This is a genomic window from Flavobacterium erigeronis (assembly GCF_054075165.1).
Map to the genome: position 1 here is coordinate 34,081 of NZ_JBSKGP010000004.1, position 16,290 is coordinate 50,370.

The 16,290-nt window shown below is 35.0% G+C and carries 14 protein-coding genes; 6 read left to right on the top strand and 8 right to left on the bottom strand.

The features are described from left to right. Window positions 1-3 precede the first annotated feature (3 nt). The 3 genes from ACWA1F_RS09010 to ACWA1F_RS09020 all read right to left on the bottom strand — a co-directional run bounded on the left by ACWA1F_RS09010 (window position 4) and on the right by ACWA1F_RS09020 (window position 3,333). A complete protein-coding gene (locus tag ACWA1F_RS09010; RefSeq protein ID WP_456893445.1) occupies window positions 4-2,238 on the bottom strand; it encodes a nitric-oxide reductase large subunit in 2,235 nt (744 codons plus the stop codon). Window positions 2,239-2,333: 95 nt separating this feature from the next. Beyond that, window positions 2,334-2,861 carry an azurin gene (gene azu / locus ACWA1F_RS09015; RefSeq protein WP_456893447.1) on the bottom strand — a complete coding sequence of 176 codons (528 nt, stop codon included), beginning with the start codon at window positions 2,859-2,861 and terminating at the stop codon, window positions 2,334-2,336. A gap of 22 nt (window positions 2,862-2,883) precedes the next feature. Further along, window positions 2,884-3,333: an RrF2 family transcriptional regulator gene (locus tag ACWA1F_RS09020; protein WP_306157028.1), complete on the bottom strand. Its 450-nt coding sequence runs from the start codon at window positions 3,331-3,333 to the stop codon at window positions 2,884-2,886. Between the two features lie 200 nt (window positions 3,334-3,533). On the opposite strand from ACWA1F_RS09020, the gene ACWA1F_RS09025 reads away from it, so the two are divergent. Beyond that, window positions 3,534-4,313, top strand: coding sequence for an NYN domain-containing protein (locus ACWA1F_RS09025; RefSeq protein ID WP_306156613.1), 780 nt, complete (start codon window positions 3,534-3,536; stop codon window positions 4,311-4,313). Window positions 4,314-4,348: 35 nt separating this feature from the next. Continuing rightward, window positions 4,349-5,863 carry an FMN-binding glutamate synthase family protein gene (locus ACWA1F_RS09030; RefSeq protein WP_306156615.1) on the top strand — a complete coding sequence of 505 codons (1,515 nt, stop codon included), beginning with the start codon at window positions 4,349-4,351 and terminating at the stop codon, window positions 5,861-5,863. Between the two features lie 37 nt (window positions 5,864-5,900). On the opposite strand, the gene ACWA1F_RS09035 is transcribed toward ACWA1F_RS09030, so the two are convergent. From ACWA1F_RS09035 to ACWA1F_RS09045, 3 genes are all read right to left on the bottom strand, one after another. Further along, window positions 5,901-6,332: a hypothetical protein gene (locus ACWA1F_RS09035; protein WP_456893449.1), complete on the bottom strand. Its 432-nt coding sequence runs from the start codon at window positions 6,330-6,332 to the stop codon at window positions 5,901-5,903. 265 nt (window positions 6,333-6,597) lie between these two features. After that, the gene (locus tag ACWA1F_RS09040) at window positions 6,598-7,005 is read right to left on the bottom strand and encodes a hypothetical protein (RefSeq protein ID WP_456893451.1); all 408 of its coding nucleotides are present in this window, start codon (window positions 7,003-7,005) and stop codon (window positions 6,598-6,600) included. A 6-nt stretch (window positions 7,006-7,011) separates the two neighbouring features. Beyond that, a complete protein-coding gene (locus tag ACWA1F_RS09045; protein WP_456893453.1) occupies window positions 7,012-8,190 on the bottom strand; it encodes a glycoside hydrolase family 88 protein in 1,179 nt (392 codons plus the stop codon). A gap of 561 nt (window positions 8,191-8,751) precedes the next feature. Between ACWA1F_RS09045 and ACWA1F_RS09050 the strand changes: the two genes are divergently transcribed. After that, window positions 8,752-9,132, top strand: coding sequence for a ribosomal maturation YjgA family protein (locus tag ACWA1F_RS09050; protein ID WP_456893455.1), 381 nt, complete (start codon window positions 8,752-8,754; stop codon window positions 9,130-9,132). Here ACWA1F_RS09050 and ACWA1F_RS09055 read toward each other — a convergent pair. Then, entirely contained in the window at window positions 9,113-10,891 is a 1,779-nt protein-coding gene (locus ACWA1F_RS09055; protein WP_456893457.1) for an ABC transporter ATP-binding protein, read from the bottom strand. The two genes, ACWA1F_RS09050 and ACWA1F_RS09055, sit on opposite strands and share 20 nt — an antisense overlap. Before the next feature lie 77 nt (window positions 10,892-10,968). On the opposite strand from ACWA1F_RS09055, the gene ACWA1F_RS09060 reads away from it, so the two are divergent. From ACWA1F_RS09060 to ACWA1F_RS09070, 3 genes are all read left to right on the top strand, one after another. Further along, window positions 10,969-11,547, top strand: a complete 579-nt coding sequence (locus tag ACWA1F_RS09060) for a non-canonical purine NTP diphosphatase (RefSeq protein ID WP_456893459.1) — start codon at window positions 10,969-10,971, stop codon at window positions 11,545-11,547. 203 nt (window positions 11,548-11,750) lie between these two features. Further along, complete coding sequence (locus ACWA1F_RS09065; protein WP_306156628.1) at window positions 11,751-13,670, top strand: DEAD/DEAH box helicase; 1,920 nt, start codon at window positions 11,751-11,753, stop codon at window positions 13,668-13,670. 206 nt (window positions 13,671-13,876) lie between these two features. Further along, window positions 13,877-14,659, top strand: a complete 783-nt coding sequence (locus ACWA1F_RS09070) for a carboxypeptidase-like regulatory domain-containing protein (protein WP_306156629.1) — start codon at window positions 13,877-13,879, stop codon at window positions 14,657-14,659. A gap of 165 nt (window positions 14,660-14,824) precedes the next feature. Here ACWA1F_RS09070 and ACWA1F_RS09075 read toward each other — a convergent pair whose 3' ends face one another. Next, complete coding sequence (locus ACWA1F_RS09075; protein WP_456893461.1) at window positions 14,825-16,285, bottom strand: aminoacyl-histidine dipeptidase; 1,461 nt, start codon at window positions 16,283-16,285, stop codon at window positions 14,825-14,827. Window positions 16,286-16,290 lie beyond the last annotated feature (5 nt).

Sequence of the window (16,290 nt, forward strand, 5' to 3'; positions counted from 1 at the left end):
GTTTTATTTTTTGTTTTTTAATGTGAGTTCAAATACAAACCAGGCCATAGTAATGAACCCGATTCCAAAAATCGAATCTCCGATGGCACGAAGCCACTTTAAAGTAATCATTGCAGGCTGTTGCATTAATTCTGATGAACGCGCGTACCACATTCCGTGATTAATACTTTCAATTGCTTGCCAAACTCCAATTGGAAGAAGACTCAAAATGGCCATCAGAAATAAACCAATATTTAAAGACCAGAAAGTTATACTGAGCAATCTGGTGTTCCAGCTTACATTTCGGTATAAACTTCTTAGTACAAATAATACCAAACCAATTCCTAACATTCCGTAAACACCAAACAAAGCCGTATGTCCATGTAAAGGCGTTGTGTTTAATCCCTGAACATAATACAATGCAATTGGCGGATTAATAATGAATCCGAAGATTCCAGCTCCAAGGAAATTCCAGAATGCTACAGAAATCATAAAATAAATCGGCCATTTGTAATCGGCTATCCATTTTGTTGATTTTGATAGTTTATAATTTTGATACGCTTCAAATCCAATTAAAGTCAGCGGAACCACTTCTAAAGCACTAAAAGTTGCTCCTAAAGCCATAATTGCTGTTGGTGTTCCAGAGAAATACAGGTGGTGGAATGTTCCTAAAATTCCGCCAGCCATAAAAATAATGGTGGCAAACAATACATTTAAAGTTGCTGTTTTGGTTTTTAATAATCCTAAACGAACAAATAAAAAGGCAATTACTACGGTCGCAAATACTTCAAAGAAACCTTCAACCCAAAGGTGAACAACCCACCATCTCCAATATTCTGCAATGGCTAAATTGGTTTGTCTTCCCCACATCAATCCAGCTCCGTAAAACATTGCGATTGCAGTACAAGAAACTAAGAACAATATGATCAGGTTTTTCTCTTCTGTTTTTTTTCTTAAAACTGGAAGCAATGGACGAATCATTAAAGCCAGCCATAAAAACAGTCCCACTAAAAGGAATATTTGCCAGAAACGCCCTAAATCAACATATTCGTAACCTTGATGTCCAAACCAGAAATTTTGAACTAAATTCAGTTTTTGCATCACTCCAAACCATTGTCCAACCATTGAACCTAAAACAATAATCAATAAAGCAATGAATAAGAAGTTAATACCAAAACATTGAAACTTAGGATCTTTACCAGAAACTGCTGGAGCAATATACAATCCTGTTGCCAGCCAAGCCGTTGCAATCCAGAAAATAGCCAATTGCGTGTGCCAGGTACGCGTTACGGCATAAGGCAGAACTTTATCAATCGGAATTCCGTATAAACCATTTCCTTCCACTCCATAATGAGCCGTTATAATTCCGAACACCATTTGCAGCACCATCAGTAAACTTACAATCCAGAAATATTTGGTTACCAATCCCATCGATTTGGTTTTGCCTTGTTTGATAATCGGATCTTCTTTTGGCAGCGGAAATTCTTCTTCCTCTCCAGATTTTGCATGATAGAAAACTAAGATTCCGACACTCAAAATCAATAAAATAATGCTTACTCCAGACCAAGCCAAAAGTTCTGTGGTTGCAACATTTCCAACCAATTCGTCTGAAGGCCAGTTGTGTGTGTATGAAATATTTCCGTCAGGTCGATTGGTCACTGTTGCCCACGTTGCCCAGAAGAAAAAGGCATTCATTTTATGCATTCTATCTACATCTGTAATAGAGTTTTTAGGAATTGCATAGTCGCCTCTCAGTTTATCAAATTTTGGATCATTCGTAAAAAGACCTTTATAATATTCGCTTAAATATTCTATCGCCGCCAAACGGTTTTCAGAAATGGTCAAAACTCCCGTTTCAGCGTTGTAACGATTCGTTCTTACATCCTGTTGCAGACGAATCTTCAGAGCCGACTGTTTTTCAGCATCCAACTCGGCATATTTCTTATTAAAATCCTTTTTCGCATAAATATCCAATATAAATAGTGCTTCTCTATGCAGCCAATCTGCGGTCCAGTCTGGGGCCACATAGGCGCCGTGTCCCCAAACAGATCCCACTTCCTGGCCTCCTATACTTTGCCAGATATTTTGTCCGTCTTTAATTTCGCTTTCGCTAAAAACAACTTTTCCTGAATCGGTTACTATTTCTTTCGGTACTGGGGGTGCCTGCTGATAAATTTCGTAACCATAATAACCAAGCACTGCAAATGATATACTCATCACTAGTGCAAAAACTAGCCATAATTTTTTTTCTCTTTTCATTTCCTTGGGGGGAATTTTAAATAAAAGACAATTTTATCTTTTATTGGTTTTAAAAAAAACTCCAAACCTTTTACAGCATTTGGAGTTTTGGTTATTTACTCTACAATTAATACGCCTTTCATCATAGCCACGTGGCCAGGGAAAGAGCAGATAAACGGGTAAGAGCCTTTTTTGTCTATTGTAAACTCGATTGTATCTTCTTCGCCACCGCCTAATAATTTAGTGTGAGCGATTATTGAAGCTTTTTCAGATTCTGGAATATAATCTGTTGCTTTAGCATCATTTGCTTTTAAAGCGAAGTTTGACTGATCTGTTCCTTCTTGTAAGATCACTAAATTGTGTCCCATTGCTTCTTTAGGGATTTTTCCAACATGTTTTAAAGTCAGTTTGATTGGTTTCCCTGCAACTGCTTTCAACTCACTTGTATTAAACTGCATTTGATCATTTCCTTCAATAACTAATACATTTTCTTCTGTTGCTGGGGTTACAGGAGCTGCTTCTCCTTCTGTAGAAGTTTCAGTTGTCTCAGTTTGATCTGCTGGAGCTGTTTCTTTTTTACCGCAAGAAGTTATTGTTAAAAATCCCATTAGGATTAATAGTGAAATTTTGGTTTTTGTATTCATTTTTAAGATAATTTATTTAATATTAATCGTTTATATTCAATGTTTTTAAAAAGAAATCGCCCGATTTTACGTCTGAAGCGAGTTGTTCTAAAGTTGTTTTAGTCAGCATTTCTAAAAGCAAACCTCGTATTTTCTTGAATTCATGATGAACAGGACAAGGATGCTCTTCTGAACATTCTTTTAAACCAATACCGCAGCCGCTGTAAATTTTATTTCCGTCTATAGCATCTACAATCTGAATTAATTTTATTGATTTTGATGCTTCTGGAGAAACCTCAAAGCCGCCCCCTACTCCTTTTGCCGAATGAATAATGCCATTTTTGGTCAAAATCTGCATAATCTTGGCGGTAAATGGTTCTGGAGAATCGATTTCTTTTGCAACATCTTTTATTCCAACTCTAATCCCTTTTGAAGATTTGGTTGCAATAAATATTGAAGCCCTTATTCCGTATTCACACGCTTTTGAAAACATACATCCTTTAATTATTCTTAGCAAAGATATATAGGTTTTACATAAAAGACAAATTTATCTTTAATTAATTTTATAACTACTGAATATTATTTATAATGAAACTAATTAGTGCTAATTGAAAAACTTATTCGGCATTGGATTCTTATAAAAACCAATTTTAATTTTAACTTTGAGAGTATTTAATTTTAAATATTAAAATAATGCCTTTAAGCAATTCAAAAGATTTAAAACTGGCAGTTCTTATTGATGCAGACAATGTGCCTTACAGTAATGTAAAAGGCATGATGGAAGAAATTGCAAAATTAGGAACGCCAACCACAAAAAGGATTTATGCAGACTGGACAAAACCTAATGCAAATGGCTGGAAAGGCGTTTTATTAGAACATGCTATTACTCCTATTCAGCAATACAGTTATACAGTTGGAAAAAATTCGTCAGATTCTGCTTTGATTATTGATGCCATGGACTTGCTTTATTCTGGCAAATTAGACGGTTTCTGTATTGTTTCTAGTGACAGCGATTTTACACGGCTTGCCATAAGACTTCGCGAATCGGGTATGAAAGTGATTGGTATTGGAGAAAAGAAAACACCAAATTCTTTTATTGTTGCCTGCGACCGATTTATTTATATTGAAGTTTTGGACGGCGCCACTCAAAAGAAAAAACCAAAAGCAGTCGCTGCTGATACTAAAAAACCTGTAGAAAAACCTTCTGACAAAGCACTTCACAAAATAGACAAGCAAACTATAGAACTTATAGAAGATACCATTACCGACATTGAAGACGACGATGGCTGGGCATTTTTAGGCGATGTCGGCAATTTGATTGTGAAGAAAAAACCTGAATTTGATCCTCGAAACTATGGTTATTCTAAACTGACTCCGATGCTTAAATCATTGACCGATATTTTAGAAATCGACGAAAGAGAATCGGACAAAAAAGGAATCAAACACGTTTATGTGCGTTTAAGATTCAACTAAGATTACATTTATTACCTATTTAATTTTTTAAAAACATGAGAAAAAAATTCTTTATTTACGGATTCTTATTGTTTCTAATTGTTGCTGCAATTTACTACTATACTGGACGCGGTTATTTACTCGTTTTTATTATTCCTCTTTTATTGATTGTCGGAGTTTATAATGCTTCGCAAAAGAAACATGCTATTTTGCGAAACTTTCCTGTTTTGGGCTATTTCAGGTATTTGTTTGAAATGATTGCGCCAGAAATTCAACAGTACTTTATTGAAAGATCTACAGACGGAAAGCCTTTTTCTAGAAATCAGCGTTCTTTAGTATACCAAAGAGCCAAAAATATTGATTCGAATACGCCTTTTGGAACACAATTAAACTTGAACACAGAAAACTATGAAGGAATAAAACATTCTATTTTTCCAGCAAAAGTAAATGAGGAACTTCCTCGCGTTTTAGTTGGCGGAAAAGATTGCAAACAGCCTTATTCTGCTTCGTTATTTAATGTTTCAGCAATGAGTTTTGGTTCCTTAAGCGAACATGCCGTTCGTGCCATTAACCTTGGTGCAAAAAAAGGAAATTTCTACCAGAATACTGGAGAGGGAGGATTAACCGATTATCATTTAGAAGGAGGCGGCGATATTACTTGGCAGATTGGAACGGGATATTTTGGATGCCGTGATGCAGAAGGAAATTTTAGTCCCGAAAATTTCTCTGCAAAAGCGAATCTTCCGAATGTAAAGATGATCGAAATTAAACTTTCGCAAGGTGCAAAACCAGGTCACGGAGGTGTATTACCAGCCGCAAAAAACACCGAACAGATTGCCAAAATTAGAGGCGTGCAGCCACATACGACGATTCTTTCTCCTCCTGGCCATCATGCTTTTTCTGATGCGAAAGGATTAATTTATTTCGTTAAACAATTACGCGATTTATCTAACGGAAAACCAATCGGATTTAAATTGTGTATTGGAAATACTGCCGAATTTGAAGCGATCTGCCAAGAGATGATCAACGAAGATATTTATCCAGACTTTATAACAGTTGACGGCGCAGAAGGTGGAACTGGAGCAGCTCCGCTAGAATTTGCAGATGGTGTTGGAATGCCTTTTGAACCTGCATTAATTTTCGTTAATAAAACTTTAGTCCGTTTAGGGATTCGCGATAAAATGCGCATTATAGGAAGCGGAAAAATTATTTCTGGCTATTCTATTTTACATGCAATTGCATTGGGAGCCGATATGTGCAACAGTGCGAGAGGATTTATGTTTTCTTTAGGCTGTATTCAAGCGCTTCGCTGCCATAATAACGAATGTCCAACTGGGGTTGCTACACAAAACAAAATGCTGATGAAAGGTTTGGTGGTTACAGATAAATCTGAAAGAGTTTTTCACTTCCATAAAAATACATTGCATGCTGCAAATGAACTTTTGGCTGCAGCAGGGAAAAGCAGTTTTGCAGACGTAGACATTAGTATTTTCATGCGAGGTGACGAATTTGCCAATTTATCTGATCAATATTTCCCTGATAATTTGAAAAACGTTACGCAGTTCTCATAATTAAAAAACCTCTTCAGATGAAGAGGTTTTTTTAAAACTATAATTTTGCCGTTTCTTTATTTGGGCTCGCGGCTCCTTCCAAAACTGCCAATTCTTCCTGATCTACCAATTCTTGTGCTAAAATAGCATTATTGTAGGCCAAGAAATAAACATCAAACTTTACTCCTTCTGCAATTAGCGAAGAAGAGATCTGGTCGTTTTTAACCATTTCTTTTAACAGAGCTGGAAAAGATTCTTTGTAGGCTAATTTGTTTGCATCATTTTCTTCTAAATTGGTTTCAATCCTAATTTCGATTTTATTTTCATTTAGAAAAGCTTTTGCCGTTGTGCTCGTAATACCGCTTCCTTTTATAGAAGAAGAATTGTTATAATTACTTACATGTTCTTGAATTTTCTGCTTGGTATTTTTACAGCTAACTAAAAACAATGCAAAAGCAACAGCAAATGCGATTTGGGTAATTTTTTTCATAATTTTTTGGTTTAATAGTTATTTTTTAACTCAAACATAACTAATTCACAACATAAAAACAACACCCAGTAACAAAAAACACTTGTATAATTATTTGAATACAAACTCATTATGTACTTAAAAAAGAAAAAATTGTAAGAATAAAAACGTTTGTTTTAGATTTTACTTTTAGTTCAAATACAAAAAAGTCTCTTTAAATAAAGTTTAAAGAGACTTTTAATATGTAAGAATTAAAACGGTTTATTTTACTGTAAAACTTACCTCATTATTTCAAAAAATCTTTCAGAGATTCGCCACTTAGCACTTCTTTGTCTAGAACTGTATTATCATCTGCTAGAAAATAAACATCAAACTGAACTCCTTCTTCAATCAATTGTCTTGGAACTTGATCTTTATCAATCATTCCTTTGATCAATTTCGGAAAAGAAATAACCGCAGCCGATTTATTTGCTTCATTTTGCTCTAAATCGGTTTCAAAACGCAATTCAATCTTATCATCGTTAATATAACCTCTTGCTGTAGTAAGGGTTACATTATCTGCTCTAAAACTTGGAGCTATCGTTTTATTATACGTAACAACATACTCTTGAAGTTTTTGTTTGGTGTTTTTACAGCTTACAAGCATTAAAACTGTGATTATTGCAAATGCAATTTGGCTTATTTTCTTTAGCATAATCTTTTATTTTAGTTTCTGAAGTCTTAAAAGTGCTTCAAGATAGTAATAATCTGCGTAATTTATAGAACAATCGATCTCACTTCCTGCAGGTTTATGACCCGTTGAATGCAATAAAAATGCTGAATTAACATCATGACTCTGATAATGATCTGAAAGTGAAACGATCATTTTTTTAGATTTGGTCAGATATTCTGCTTTTAAATTCTTGTCTTTTGTATATGAACTTAGTTCTAAAAGTGCAGAAGAAACAATTGCCGCCGCAGAAGCGTCTCTTGGTTCGTTTGGAATATTTGGCGCGTTAAAATCCCAATACGGAATTAAATCTTCTGTCGTTAATTTATCTAAATAAACACGTGCCAATTTATGAGCAAAATCTAAAAATTTAGGATCTTTTGTTTCTCTGTAAGTCATTGTAAAACCATAAATAGCCCACGCCTGACCGCGCGCCCACATACTGTCATCACTGTATCCTTGAGCCGTTCTGCCTTTTATCTTTTTCCCAGTTTCGAAATCATAAATAATGACGTGATAAGAAGTATTGTCTGGTCTGAAATGATTTGCCATTGTAGTTTCGGCGTGTTTTACAGCAATATCATATAGTTTTTTGCTTCCTCCGTTTTTTGAAGCCCAAAACAAAAGCTCCAAGTTCATCATATTGTCAATAATAGTATTGTGACCGCCCATTTTATTGTGAGGCCAAGACTGGATTGTTCCCACTTTCGGATTAAAAAGTGTTGCCAATGTGTCGGCCGTTTTTAGAATAATTTCTTTGTATTCTGGATTTTTTGTCAAACGATACCCGTTTCCAAAACTATTAAAAACCTGAAAACCTAAATCGTGATCTCCCGCTTTAGAAACAGACAATGGCGTTAGAAAACGGCTAAATTTATCGGCTTCCTTTTCCCATTTTTTATCTTTGGTTGCTTCGTACAAAAACCACAATTCTCCAGGCCAGAATCCGCTTGTCCAATCTTTGTAACCAACAAATTTCCATTCTTTGCTTCCGTTTGGAACTGTTCTCGGAGAAGTTCCGTCATTCGGAATCACTTTTAAGGTTTTTGATGCCTGTTCTGCGCAATAATCCAATTGCTTTTTAATATTAAACGAATTGTCTTTTTGAGAATAGCCTTGATTTAAGAAAAGGAACAAAGCTGCAATCAGCGTAAAAAATTTTGCCTTCATGTGGTTAATTTGATAGTGAGTTAATTGAACCGATAAATTTATGAAATAAAGTAATGTAGAAGAGTGTTTGTATTTTTTGTACCGCAAAAATGTACTATTAAAGGTGTTTTGAGAATATATTAGGACGAGTTTTACCGCAAAGAAACGCAAAGATTTACGCAAAGGTTCGCGAAGATTATATCCTAAGAGATCGCAAAGATTTTCCGTAGAGACGCACTGCAGTGCGTCTACGCAAAGATTGTCAAATAGATTGCCATTTGTCAGGCTGAGCGGAGTCGAAGCCCCGCAAAGATTGTCGATTCTCTTTGTCGAGTTTCTAGCATGTCCTTCGACTCCGCTCAGGAAGACATAAAATGAGGAAATTATTCTATAACATTTAGTGTCAGCAAAGCTTTAAAAAAACAAAAACACAAATAGAAATACGTTATGAGTACTAGTAAGGCTTCGACTCCGCTCAGCCAGACCAAAAATACTCAGACCGAAAAACAGCATCAACTAAAAAAACTTCTCGCACTAAAATATAGTACGATTTAATATAAATTTGCTTTCAAATTTTATCAATTGAAAAAATCAAGAATCTATTATCTACTAGTTTTCCTATTCATCATTGCTTTAGGAATACTTTCGAGAAAAATCTCTTTTATCCCTCTCTGGATTGGTGATTTTCTTTATGCGGTTATGATTTACTTTCTGATTAGAATCATTTTCCCTCTAAAAAGCTTTTTCTTTTTAGCAGCAATTTCACTTTTTATTTGTTATTGCATTGAGTTTTTACAGCTTTATCAAGGAGAATGGATGATTGAACTTAGAAAAACACTTTTTGGTAGATATGTTCTAGGACAAGGATTTTTATGGTCGGATATTCTAGCTTATACCTTCGGAATTGCAATTGCTTTTTTAATAGATGAATTAGTCCTTAATTTTAATCGAAAGTTTGCGTAATTTTCTCGATGTTTAAACTATTGGCCATTGCCATAAATATTTGATAGTAAACTCCTTTATTATCATACAATTCGTCGTGTGTTCCTTTTTCTACGCATCTTCCTTTTTCCAAAACAACAATATTTGAGGCGTCAATAATCTGCGAAATGCTGTGCGAAATAATAATTACGGTTCTGTCTTTCTTTATAGCATCCAAAGATTTTTTAATTTGTTCTGTGGCAATTGCATCCAGACTTGCAGTTGGTTCGTCCAGAAATATTATGGGCGGATTTTTTAGAAATAATCTTGCAATTGCAATACGCTGCTGCTGTCCGCCAGAAAGTAAATGCGCATCAGAATTGTAGCCTTTTGGCAATTGAATAACTTGTTCGTGAATATAGGCTTGTTTTGCTGCTTCTATGACTTCCTCATGCGTGGCTTCTGGATTTCCATAGAGAATATTTTCTGCGATTGTACCTTTAAAAATATGGTTTTTCTGTAGAACCAATCCAATATTTTTTCGAAGAAAATCGGTGTTATAATCTTTCAGATCTCTTCCATCCAAAAGTATTTGTCCTGAAGTTGGAAGGTAAAATTTATCCAATAAATTAATAATCGTACTTTTTCCAGCTCCACTTAATCCGACTAATGCCGTAGTTTCATTTGGTTTCACCGTAAAATTAACATCATAAAGTGCCTGAGTGCCGTTTGGATATTTAAAATCTACATTTTTAACTTCAATTAATCCGATAATTTTCTCTGGAATAAAATCTCCCGTAGTTTCAATTTCATTATCAGATTCTAAAATATCAAAGAAACCTTCAGAATAAATCAAAGCATCGTTTACTTCATCGTAAATTCGATGCAATTGTCGAATTGGAGATGATACATTATTAAACAACATAATATGAAACATAATCGCTCCAATTGTCATTTGATTGTTCAAAACAAAATAAGCTGTTAGAATAATAATGATTACCACTCCGATCTGCTCGACAAAACTTTTTATGCTTTCAAAAATAAAACTCGTTTTTCTAGTTTCGAGCTGATTTTCGGTCATTTCAAATTGAATTTTCTGATGACGATCGGCTTCAGCAGGTTCACGAACAAACGATTTTATAACGGTTATAGATTCTATCAAACTAATAATACCGTTATTTTTTGTTTCGCGATAATTACGCATTCTTCTTCTAAAACCGCTCAATTTCGTTGCCTGTAACTGACTAATGTAAAAGTAAATAGGAATAATGCACAAACTCACCAAACCAACATACACATTAGCATAAAACATAATAACCAAAGCCACAAATGCATTTGCAAAAAGAGGGAGAATATCAATAAAAAAGTTTTGAACCAATCGTGTCAAACTACTAATTCCAGCATCTATTCTAGTCTGCAGTTTACCGCTTTCATTTTCATCTGAAGTATAAAATTCCATTCTGTAGCTTAGAATTTTTTCGACGATCGTTTGAGAAATATCACGAGTGATAAAAATGCGGAGTTTTTCTCCGTAGAATTTTTGTCCAAACTGAACCACCGAATTGACCAGTTCTTTAGTTAACAAAACAATGCTAATTATTCCGAGTAAATGAAATCCTTTTGATAATGGTTCATGAGCAACCATTAAATTATTGATGGTATCAACAGTATATTTTAAGATTACAGCATTTACCTGTGCTGCAAACGATCCTAAAAAAGTTAGCAGTAAAGTTGCGATTACCATTTTTCTGTACGGCTTTACAAAAGGCAGGATTTTTTTATAAAGTACTGATAATTGCATTTATTTGAATTTTAGCTAACATATCAAATATAAGAATTCTAAATTTGTGTTGAAAATCATTTAAATACTTTAATTCTATGAAACTCGTTTTCGCTTCAAACAACAAAAATAAAATCGCAGAAATTCAAAGCATGCTTCCTGAAAGCATTAAAATATTAAGCTTAGAAGATATTAACTGTTTGGAAGACATTCCAGAAACTGCTGATACTATTGAAGGAAACGCCATTTTGAAAGCCGATTATGTAACTCAAAAATATGGTTACGATTGTTTTGCAGACGATACGGGATTAGAAGTAAACGCTTTAAATGGAGAACCTGGAGTATATTCTGCCCGATATGCAGGCGAGCAAAAAAATGCAGATGATAATATGAACAAGCTTTTGGAGGCTTTAAAAAATGTAGAAAATCGCAGCGCCCAGTTCAAGACCGTTATCACTCTAAACTTAAAAGGGCAGCAATATTTGTTTACCGGAATTGCGAAAGGAAATATTACACATGAAAAAACGGGAACAAACGGTTTTGGCTATGACCCTATTTTTAAACCTGAAAATTTTAACGAGACCTTTGCAGAACTGCCTTTGGAAACCAAAAATACTATAGGTCACCGCGGAAAAGCTGTTAAGCAACTAATTGATTTTCTGAGCACCACAAAATAATTGTTTAAAATACAACATTTTAGACGCTAAATTTTACATTTTACGACGTGTTTTTTAGCGTATTTCTTCATTGTATCGAAAAAATAATTTTAATAAAACTGTAACTTTTTGATAATCAATTCTTAACAAATACATAATTATTAAAACTGCATTAGTTTATCTGAATAATTAACAGTAATTTTGCACCCTATTTTAAAACACATATGAATAAATTTGAACAATTAGGATTGAATGAATCGTTACTGAAGGCGATTTTAGATCTAGGATTTGAAAATCCGTCAGAGGTACAGGAAAAGGCGATTCCCCTATTATTGGAAAAAGACACGGATATGGTTGCGTTGGCTCAAACAGGGACAGGGAAAACGGCAGCTTTCGGTTTTCCGCTAATCCAAAAAATTGATGCTGACAACAGAAATACACAAGCATTAGTTTTATCGCCAACTCGCGAGTTATGTTTACAGATTACTAACGAACTTAAAAACTACTCAAAATACGAAAAAGGTATTAATGTGGTAGCAGTTTACGGAGGAGCTAGTATAACAGAGCAAGCAAGAGAAATAAAGAGAGGTGCACAAATTATTGTGGCAACTCCTGGAAGAATGCAAGACATGATTAACAGAGGTTTGGTAAACATTAAAAACATAGATTACTGTGTTCTTGATGAGGCAGACGAAATGTTAAACATGGGATTCTACGAAGACATTGTATCTATTTTATCAGATACTCCAGATGAAAAAAGCACATGGTTGTTCTCTGCAACTATGCCGCAAGAGGTTGCTAGAATTGCAAAACAATTCATGAGCGAACCAGTAGAAATTACTGTAGGAACTAAAAATTCTGGTTCTTCTACAGTATCTCACGAATTTTACTTAGTAAATGCTCGTGATCGTTACGAAGCTTTAAAGCGTTTAGCTGATGCTAATCCAGACATTTTTTCTGTAGTTTTCTGTCGTACAAAAAGAGACACGCAAGCTATTGCAGAAAAGTTAATTGAAGATGGATATAGCGCCGCTGCGTTACACGGAGATTTATCTCAAGCGCAACGTGATGGTGTAATGAAATCTTTCCGTGGAAGACAAATCCAAATGCTTGTTGCAACTGACGTTGCTGCACGTGGAATTGACGTTGATAACGTAACTCACGTTGTGAACTATCAATTGCCTGACGAAATTGAAACGTATAATCACCGTTCTGGACGTACTGGTAGAGCTGGAAAATTAGGTACTTCTATTGTAATTGTTACAAAAAGTGAATTACGTAAAATTTCTTCTATCGAGAGAATCATCAAACAGAAATTTGAAGAAAAAACTATTCCATCTGGAATTGAAATCTGCGAAATTCAGTTATTGCACTTAGCAAACAAAATTAAAGATACTGAGGTTGATCACGAAATTGACAACTACTTACCAGCAATCAACAATGTTTTGGAAGATTTATCTAAAGAAGAGTTGATTAAGAAAATGGTTTCAGTAGAATTTAACCGTTTTATTGCTTATTACAAAAAGAACAGAGATATTTCTACTCAATCTTCAGACAGACGTGAAAGAGGAGATTCTGAACCAAGAGAATTTAGCAACAACGGAGCAGTTCGTTATTTCGTAAATATCGGTTCAAGAGACAACTTCGACTGGATGTCTTTAAAAGATTACTTGAAAGAAACATTAGATTTAGGTCGTGATGATATCTTTAAAGTTGATGTAAAAGAAGGTTTCTCTTTCTTTAACACAGATCCACAATTTACAGACAAAGTAATGGACGTTTTAAACAATGTTCAATTAGAAGGTCGTCGTATTAATGTTGAGATTTCTAAAAATGATGGTGGCGGAAGACGTGACCACAACAACCGTGGCGGAAGAAGAGATTCTGGATCTAGAAGAGACGGAAACTTTGCTCCAAGACGTGAAGGTGGATTTAGAAGCGATAGAAATTCTTCAAGAGACGGAGGTTCACGTGATGGTGGCTCTAGAGATGGAGGTTTTAGAAGCGACAGAAACTCATCTTCAAGAAGAGAAGGCGGTTTCAGAAGTTCTGCTCCAAGAACAGAAGGTGGTTCAGACAGAGCTCCAAGACGTTCAGACAACTTCGGCGATAGCTCAAGACCAAGAAGATCAAGAAGAGATTAATAATTCAATTTCTTAAATACAAAATCCCAAATTCCAGACATACTTGGAATTTGGGATTTTTTTTTACGAGAATTTCATTCTCTTTAAATGAGTTTTGTAATTCAAAAAAGCAATACTACTGCCTTTGTTAATTTTCTTATAATTAAATTCCAAGACTATGAGATATTTAATCCCGATTTACTACTTTTAGAGCTTTAAATCAGGATATGAAATATTTCGCAGTTTTCTTTTTTACACTTCTCGCCAACCTTGGTTTTGCGCAAGATACGCAAGATACACAGCCAACAGTTCCACAAAGAGTATCAGGTTATGTTATTAATGACGACAGCAAGCAACCGCTTTCTGGGGTAAACATCATTAATACCAATAAAGTACGTGGTGCAAAATCTGACGAAAAAGGATATTTCGAAATTGATGTTCAAGTCAACGATACGCTTCATTTTTCTATTCTAGGATTTCAATCGTTAAGAATCAGAGTTACAAATGACTGGATAAAAAATAAAGTGACTAGAATTCAACTTACCGAAAAAGCAATTGCTTTGGAAGAAGTTGTTATTGCTCCTTTTTCTTTGACAGGATATCTTGAAATCGATTCTAAATTAATTCCAACAAAAGAAAACTATCGTTATAGTATATCTGGACTTACACAAGGTTACGAAGCTGGAGAATACGCGCCAAATGCTTTCGGAAAAGTCCTCGGATCTATTTTTAATCCCGCCGACGTACTCTATGGTTTTTTTGGTAAAAATGCCAGAGAACTCAAGAAACTAAAGGAAATGAAAAAAGATGATACGGTACGAACGCTTTTAGAATCGAAATATGACCGAGAAACTGTTGCAGTATTATTAGGCATCAGTAAGGATGAAATTCCCGAAATCATGCATCGCTGCAACTATTCTGATTCTTTCATTCAAAGTGCAAATGATCTCCAGATTATGGATGCAATCAGCGCTTGTTACGAACAATATAAGGTTTTGAAGAGAAATTAAAAGTGGTCAGTGGTCAGCCTAAAAAAGTGATCAGTGATTATTAAGTATAAAACAAAAAAAGTGGCCAATGGCCACTTTTTTTTATGAAGTAAGAGTTCATTTTAAAGTGCAGCTATTTAAACTGAACACTATCCCGAATACTCGGGACTGAACACTGAATACTCTTTATTTCACTGGGATATTAGAAAGAATTTCTAAAACGAATTTCCAATATTTCCTTGCAGAAGAAATACTAGCTCTTTCATCTGGAGAGTGTGCGCCGTGAATTGTTGGTCCAAAAGAAATCATATCCATATCAGGATAATTTGTTCCTAAAATTCCACATTCTAAACCGGCGTGACAAGCCACAACTTTTGGCTGTTCTCCATTTTGTTTTTCGTAGATCTCTTTTAAAACTTCTAAGATTTCAGAATTTACATTTGGTGTCCATCCTGGATAAGAACCTGAAAGCTCTACTTCGCATCCTACTAACTCAAAAGCAGAACGCAACGAATTAGCTAAATCAAATTTTGAAGATTCAACAGAAGAACGTGTTAAACAGCCTACTAAGATTTCTCCATCTTTAATCACTACGCGAGCAATATTGTTTGACGTTTCAACCAAATCAGCCATATCTGCACTCATTTTATACACTCCGTTCTGAGCAGCATAAATCGCTCTGATAATCCCTTCTTGAACTCCTAAATCCATTACTTTTTCAGGCAAATCGCCTTTCACGATTTCAATAGACAAATTAGGCTCAGTTGTTTTGTATTCCGCTTTGATATCAGAAATAATTTCCTGCATATCATACACATACGCTTCATCAAACATTTGAGAAATAATTACTTTCGCAACGCTTTCTCTCGGAATTGCATTTCTAAGACTTCCTCCATTTACTTCAACGATTTGCAAACCAAAATTCTCAAATGCATCAAACAATAAACGATTCATTATTTTATTGGCATTTCCTAAACCTTTATGAATATCCATTCCTGAATGTCCGCCGTTTAAACCTTTAACTGTAATAGTATAACCAACAGAACCTTCTGAAACTTCTTCTTCATGATAGGTTCTAGTTGCTGTTACATCAATTCCTCCAGCACATCCAATATCAATTTCATCATCTTCTTCTGTATCCAAGTTCAATAAAATCTGGCCTTGAAGAATACCGCCTTTTAGGTTTAAAGCACCTGTCATTCCCGTTTCTTCGTCAATCGTAAACAAAGCTTCAATTGCAGGATGCGGAATATCTTTACTTTCCAGAATAGCCATAATTGTCGCTACTCCTAACCCATTATCAGCTCCAAGTGTTGTGCCACGCGCGCGAACCCAGTCACCATCAACATACATATCGATTCCTTGCGTATCGAAATCAAAAACTGTATCGGCATTTTTTTGATGCACCATATCTAAATGTCCCTGCATTACGATCGATTTACGATTTTCCATTCCAGGAGTCGCCGGTTTTCTGATGATTACGTTTCTGATTTCATCTTCGAAAGTTTCTAAGCCTAAGCTGTTTCCAAAGTTTTTCATAAACTCAATTACACGCTCTTCTTTCTTCGATGGACGCGGAACTTCATTTAAATCTGCAAATTTGTTCCAAAGTACTTTTGGTTCCAGATTTCTAATTTCTTGACTCATTATAT

Coding starts and splice junctions, on each gene's coding strand:
- ACWA1F_RS09055 (WP_456893457.1), bottom strand. CDS start 10,891: ATGCAATTATCAGTACTTTATAAAAAAATCCTGCCTTTTGTAAAGCCG.
- azu (WP_456893447.1), bottom strand. CDS start 2,861: ATGAATACAAAAACCAAAATTTCACTATTAATCCTAATGGGATTTTTA.
- ACWA1F_RS09025 (WP_306156613.1), top strand. CDS start 3,534: ATGCCTTTAAGCAATTCAAAAGATTTAAAACTGGCAGTTCTTATTGAT.
- ACWA1F_RS09010 (WP_456893445.1), bottom strand. CDS start 2,238: ATGAAAAGAGAAAAAAAATTATGGCTAGTTTTTGCACTAGTGATGAGT.
- ACWA1F_RS09035 (WP_456893449.1), bottom strand. CDS start 6,332: ATGAAAAAAATTACCCAAATCGCATTTGCTGTTGCTTTTGCATTGTTT.
- ACWA1F_RS09075 (WP_456893461.1), bottom strand. CDS start 16,285: ATGAGTCAAGAAATTAGAAATCTGGAACCAAAAGTACTTTGGAACAAA.
- ACWA1F_RS09030 (WP_306156615.1), top strand. CDS start 4,349: ATGAGAAAAAAATTCTTTATTTACGGATTCTTATTGTTTCTAATTGTT.
- ACWA1F_RS09045 (WP_456893453.1), bottom strand. CDS start 8,190: ATGAAGGCAAAATTTTTTACGCTGATTGCAGCTTTGTTCCTTTTCTTA.
- ACWA1F_RS09060 (WP_456893459.1), top strand. CDS start 10,969: ATGAAACTCGTTTTCGCTTCAAACAACAAAAATAAAATCGCAGAAATT.
- ACWA1F_RS09065 (WP_306156628.1), top strand. CDS start 11,751: ATGAATAAATTTGAACAATTAGGATTGAATGAATCGTTACTGAAGGCG.
- ACWA1F_RS09070 (WP_306156629.1), top strand. CDS start 13,877: ATGAAATATTTCGCAGTTTTCTTTTTTACACTTCTCGCCAACCTTGGT.
- ACWA1F_RS09020 (WP_306157028.1), bottom strand. CDS start 3,333: ATGTTTTCAAAAGCGTGTGAATACGGAATAAGGGCTTCAATATTTATT.
- ACWA1F_RS09040 (WP_456893451.1), bottom strand. CDS start 7,005: ATGCTAAAGAAAATAAGCCAAATTGCATTTGCAATAATCACAGTTTTA.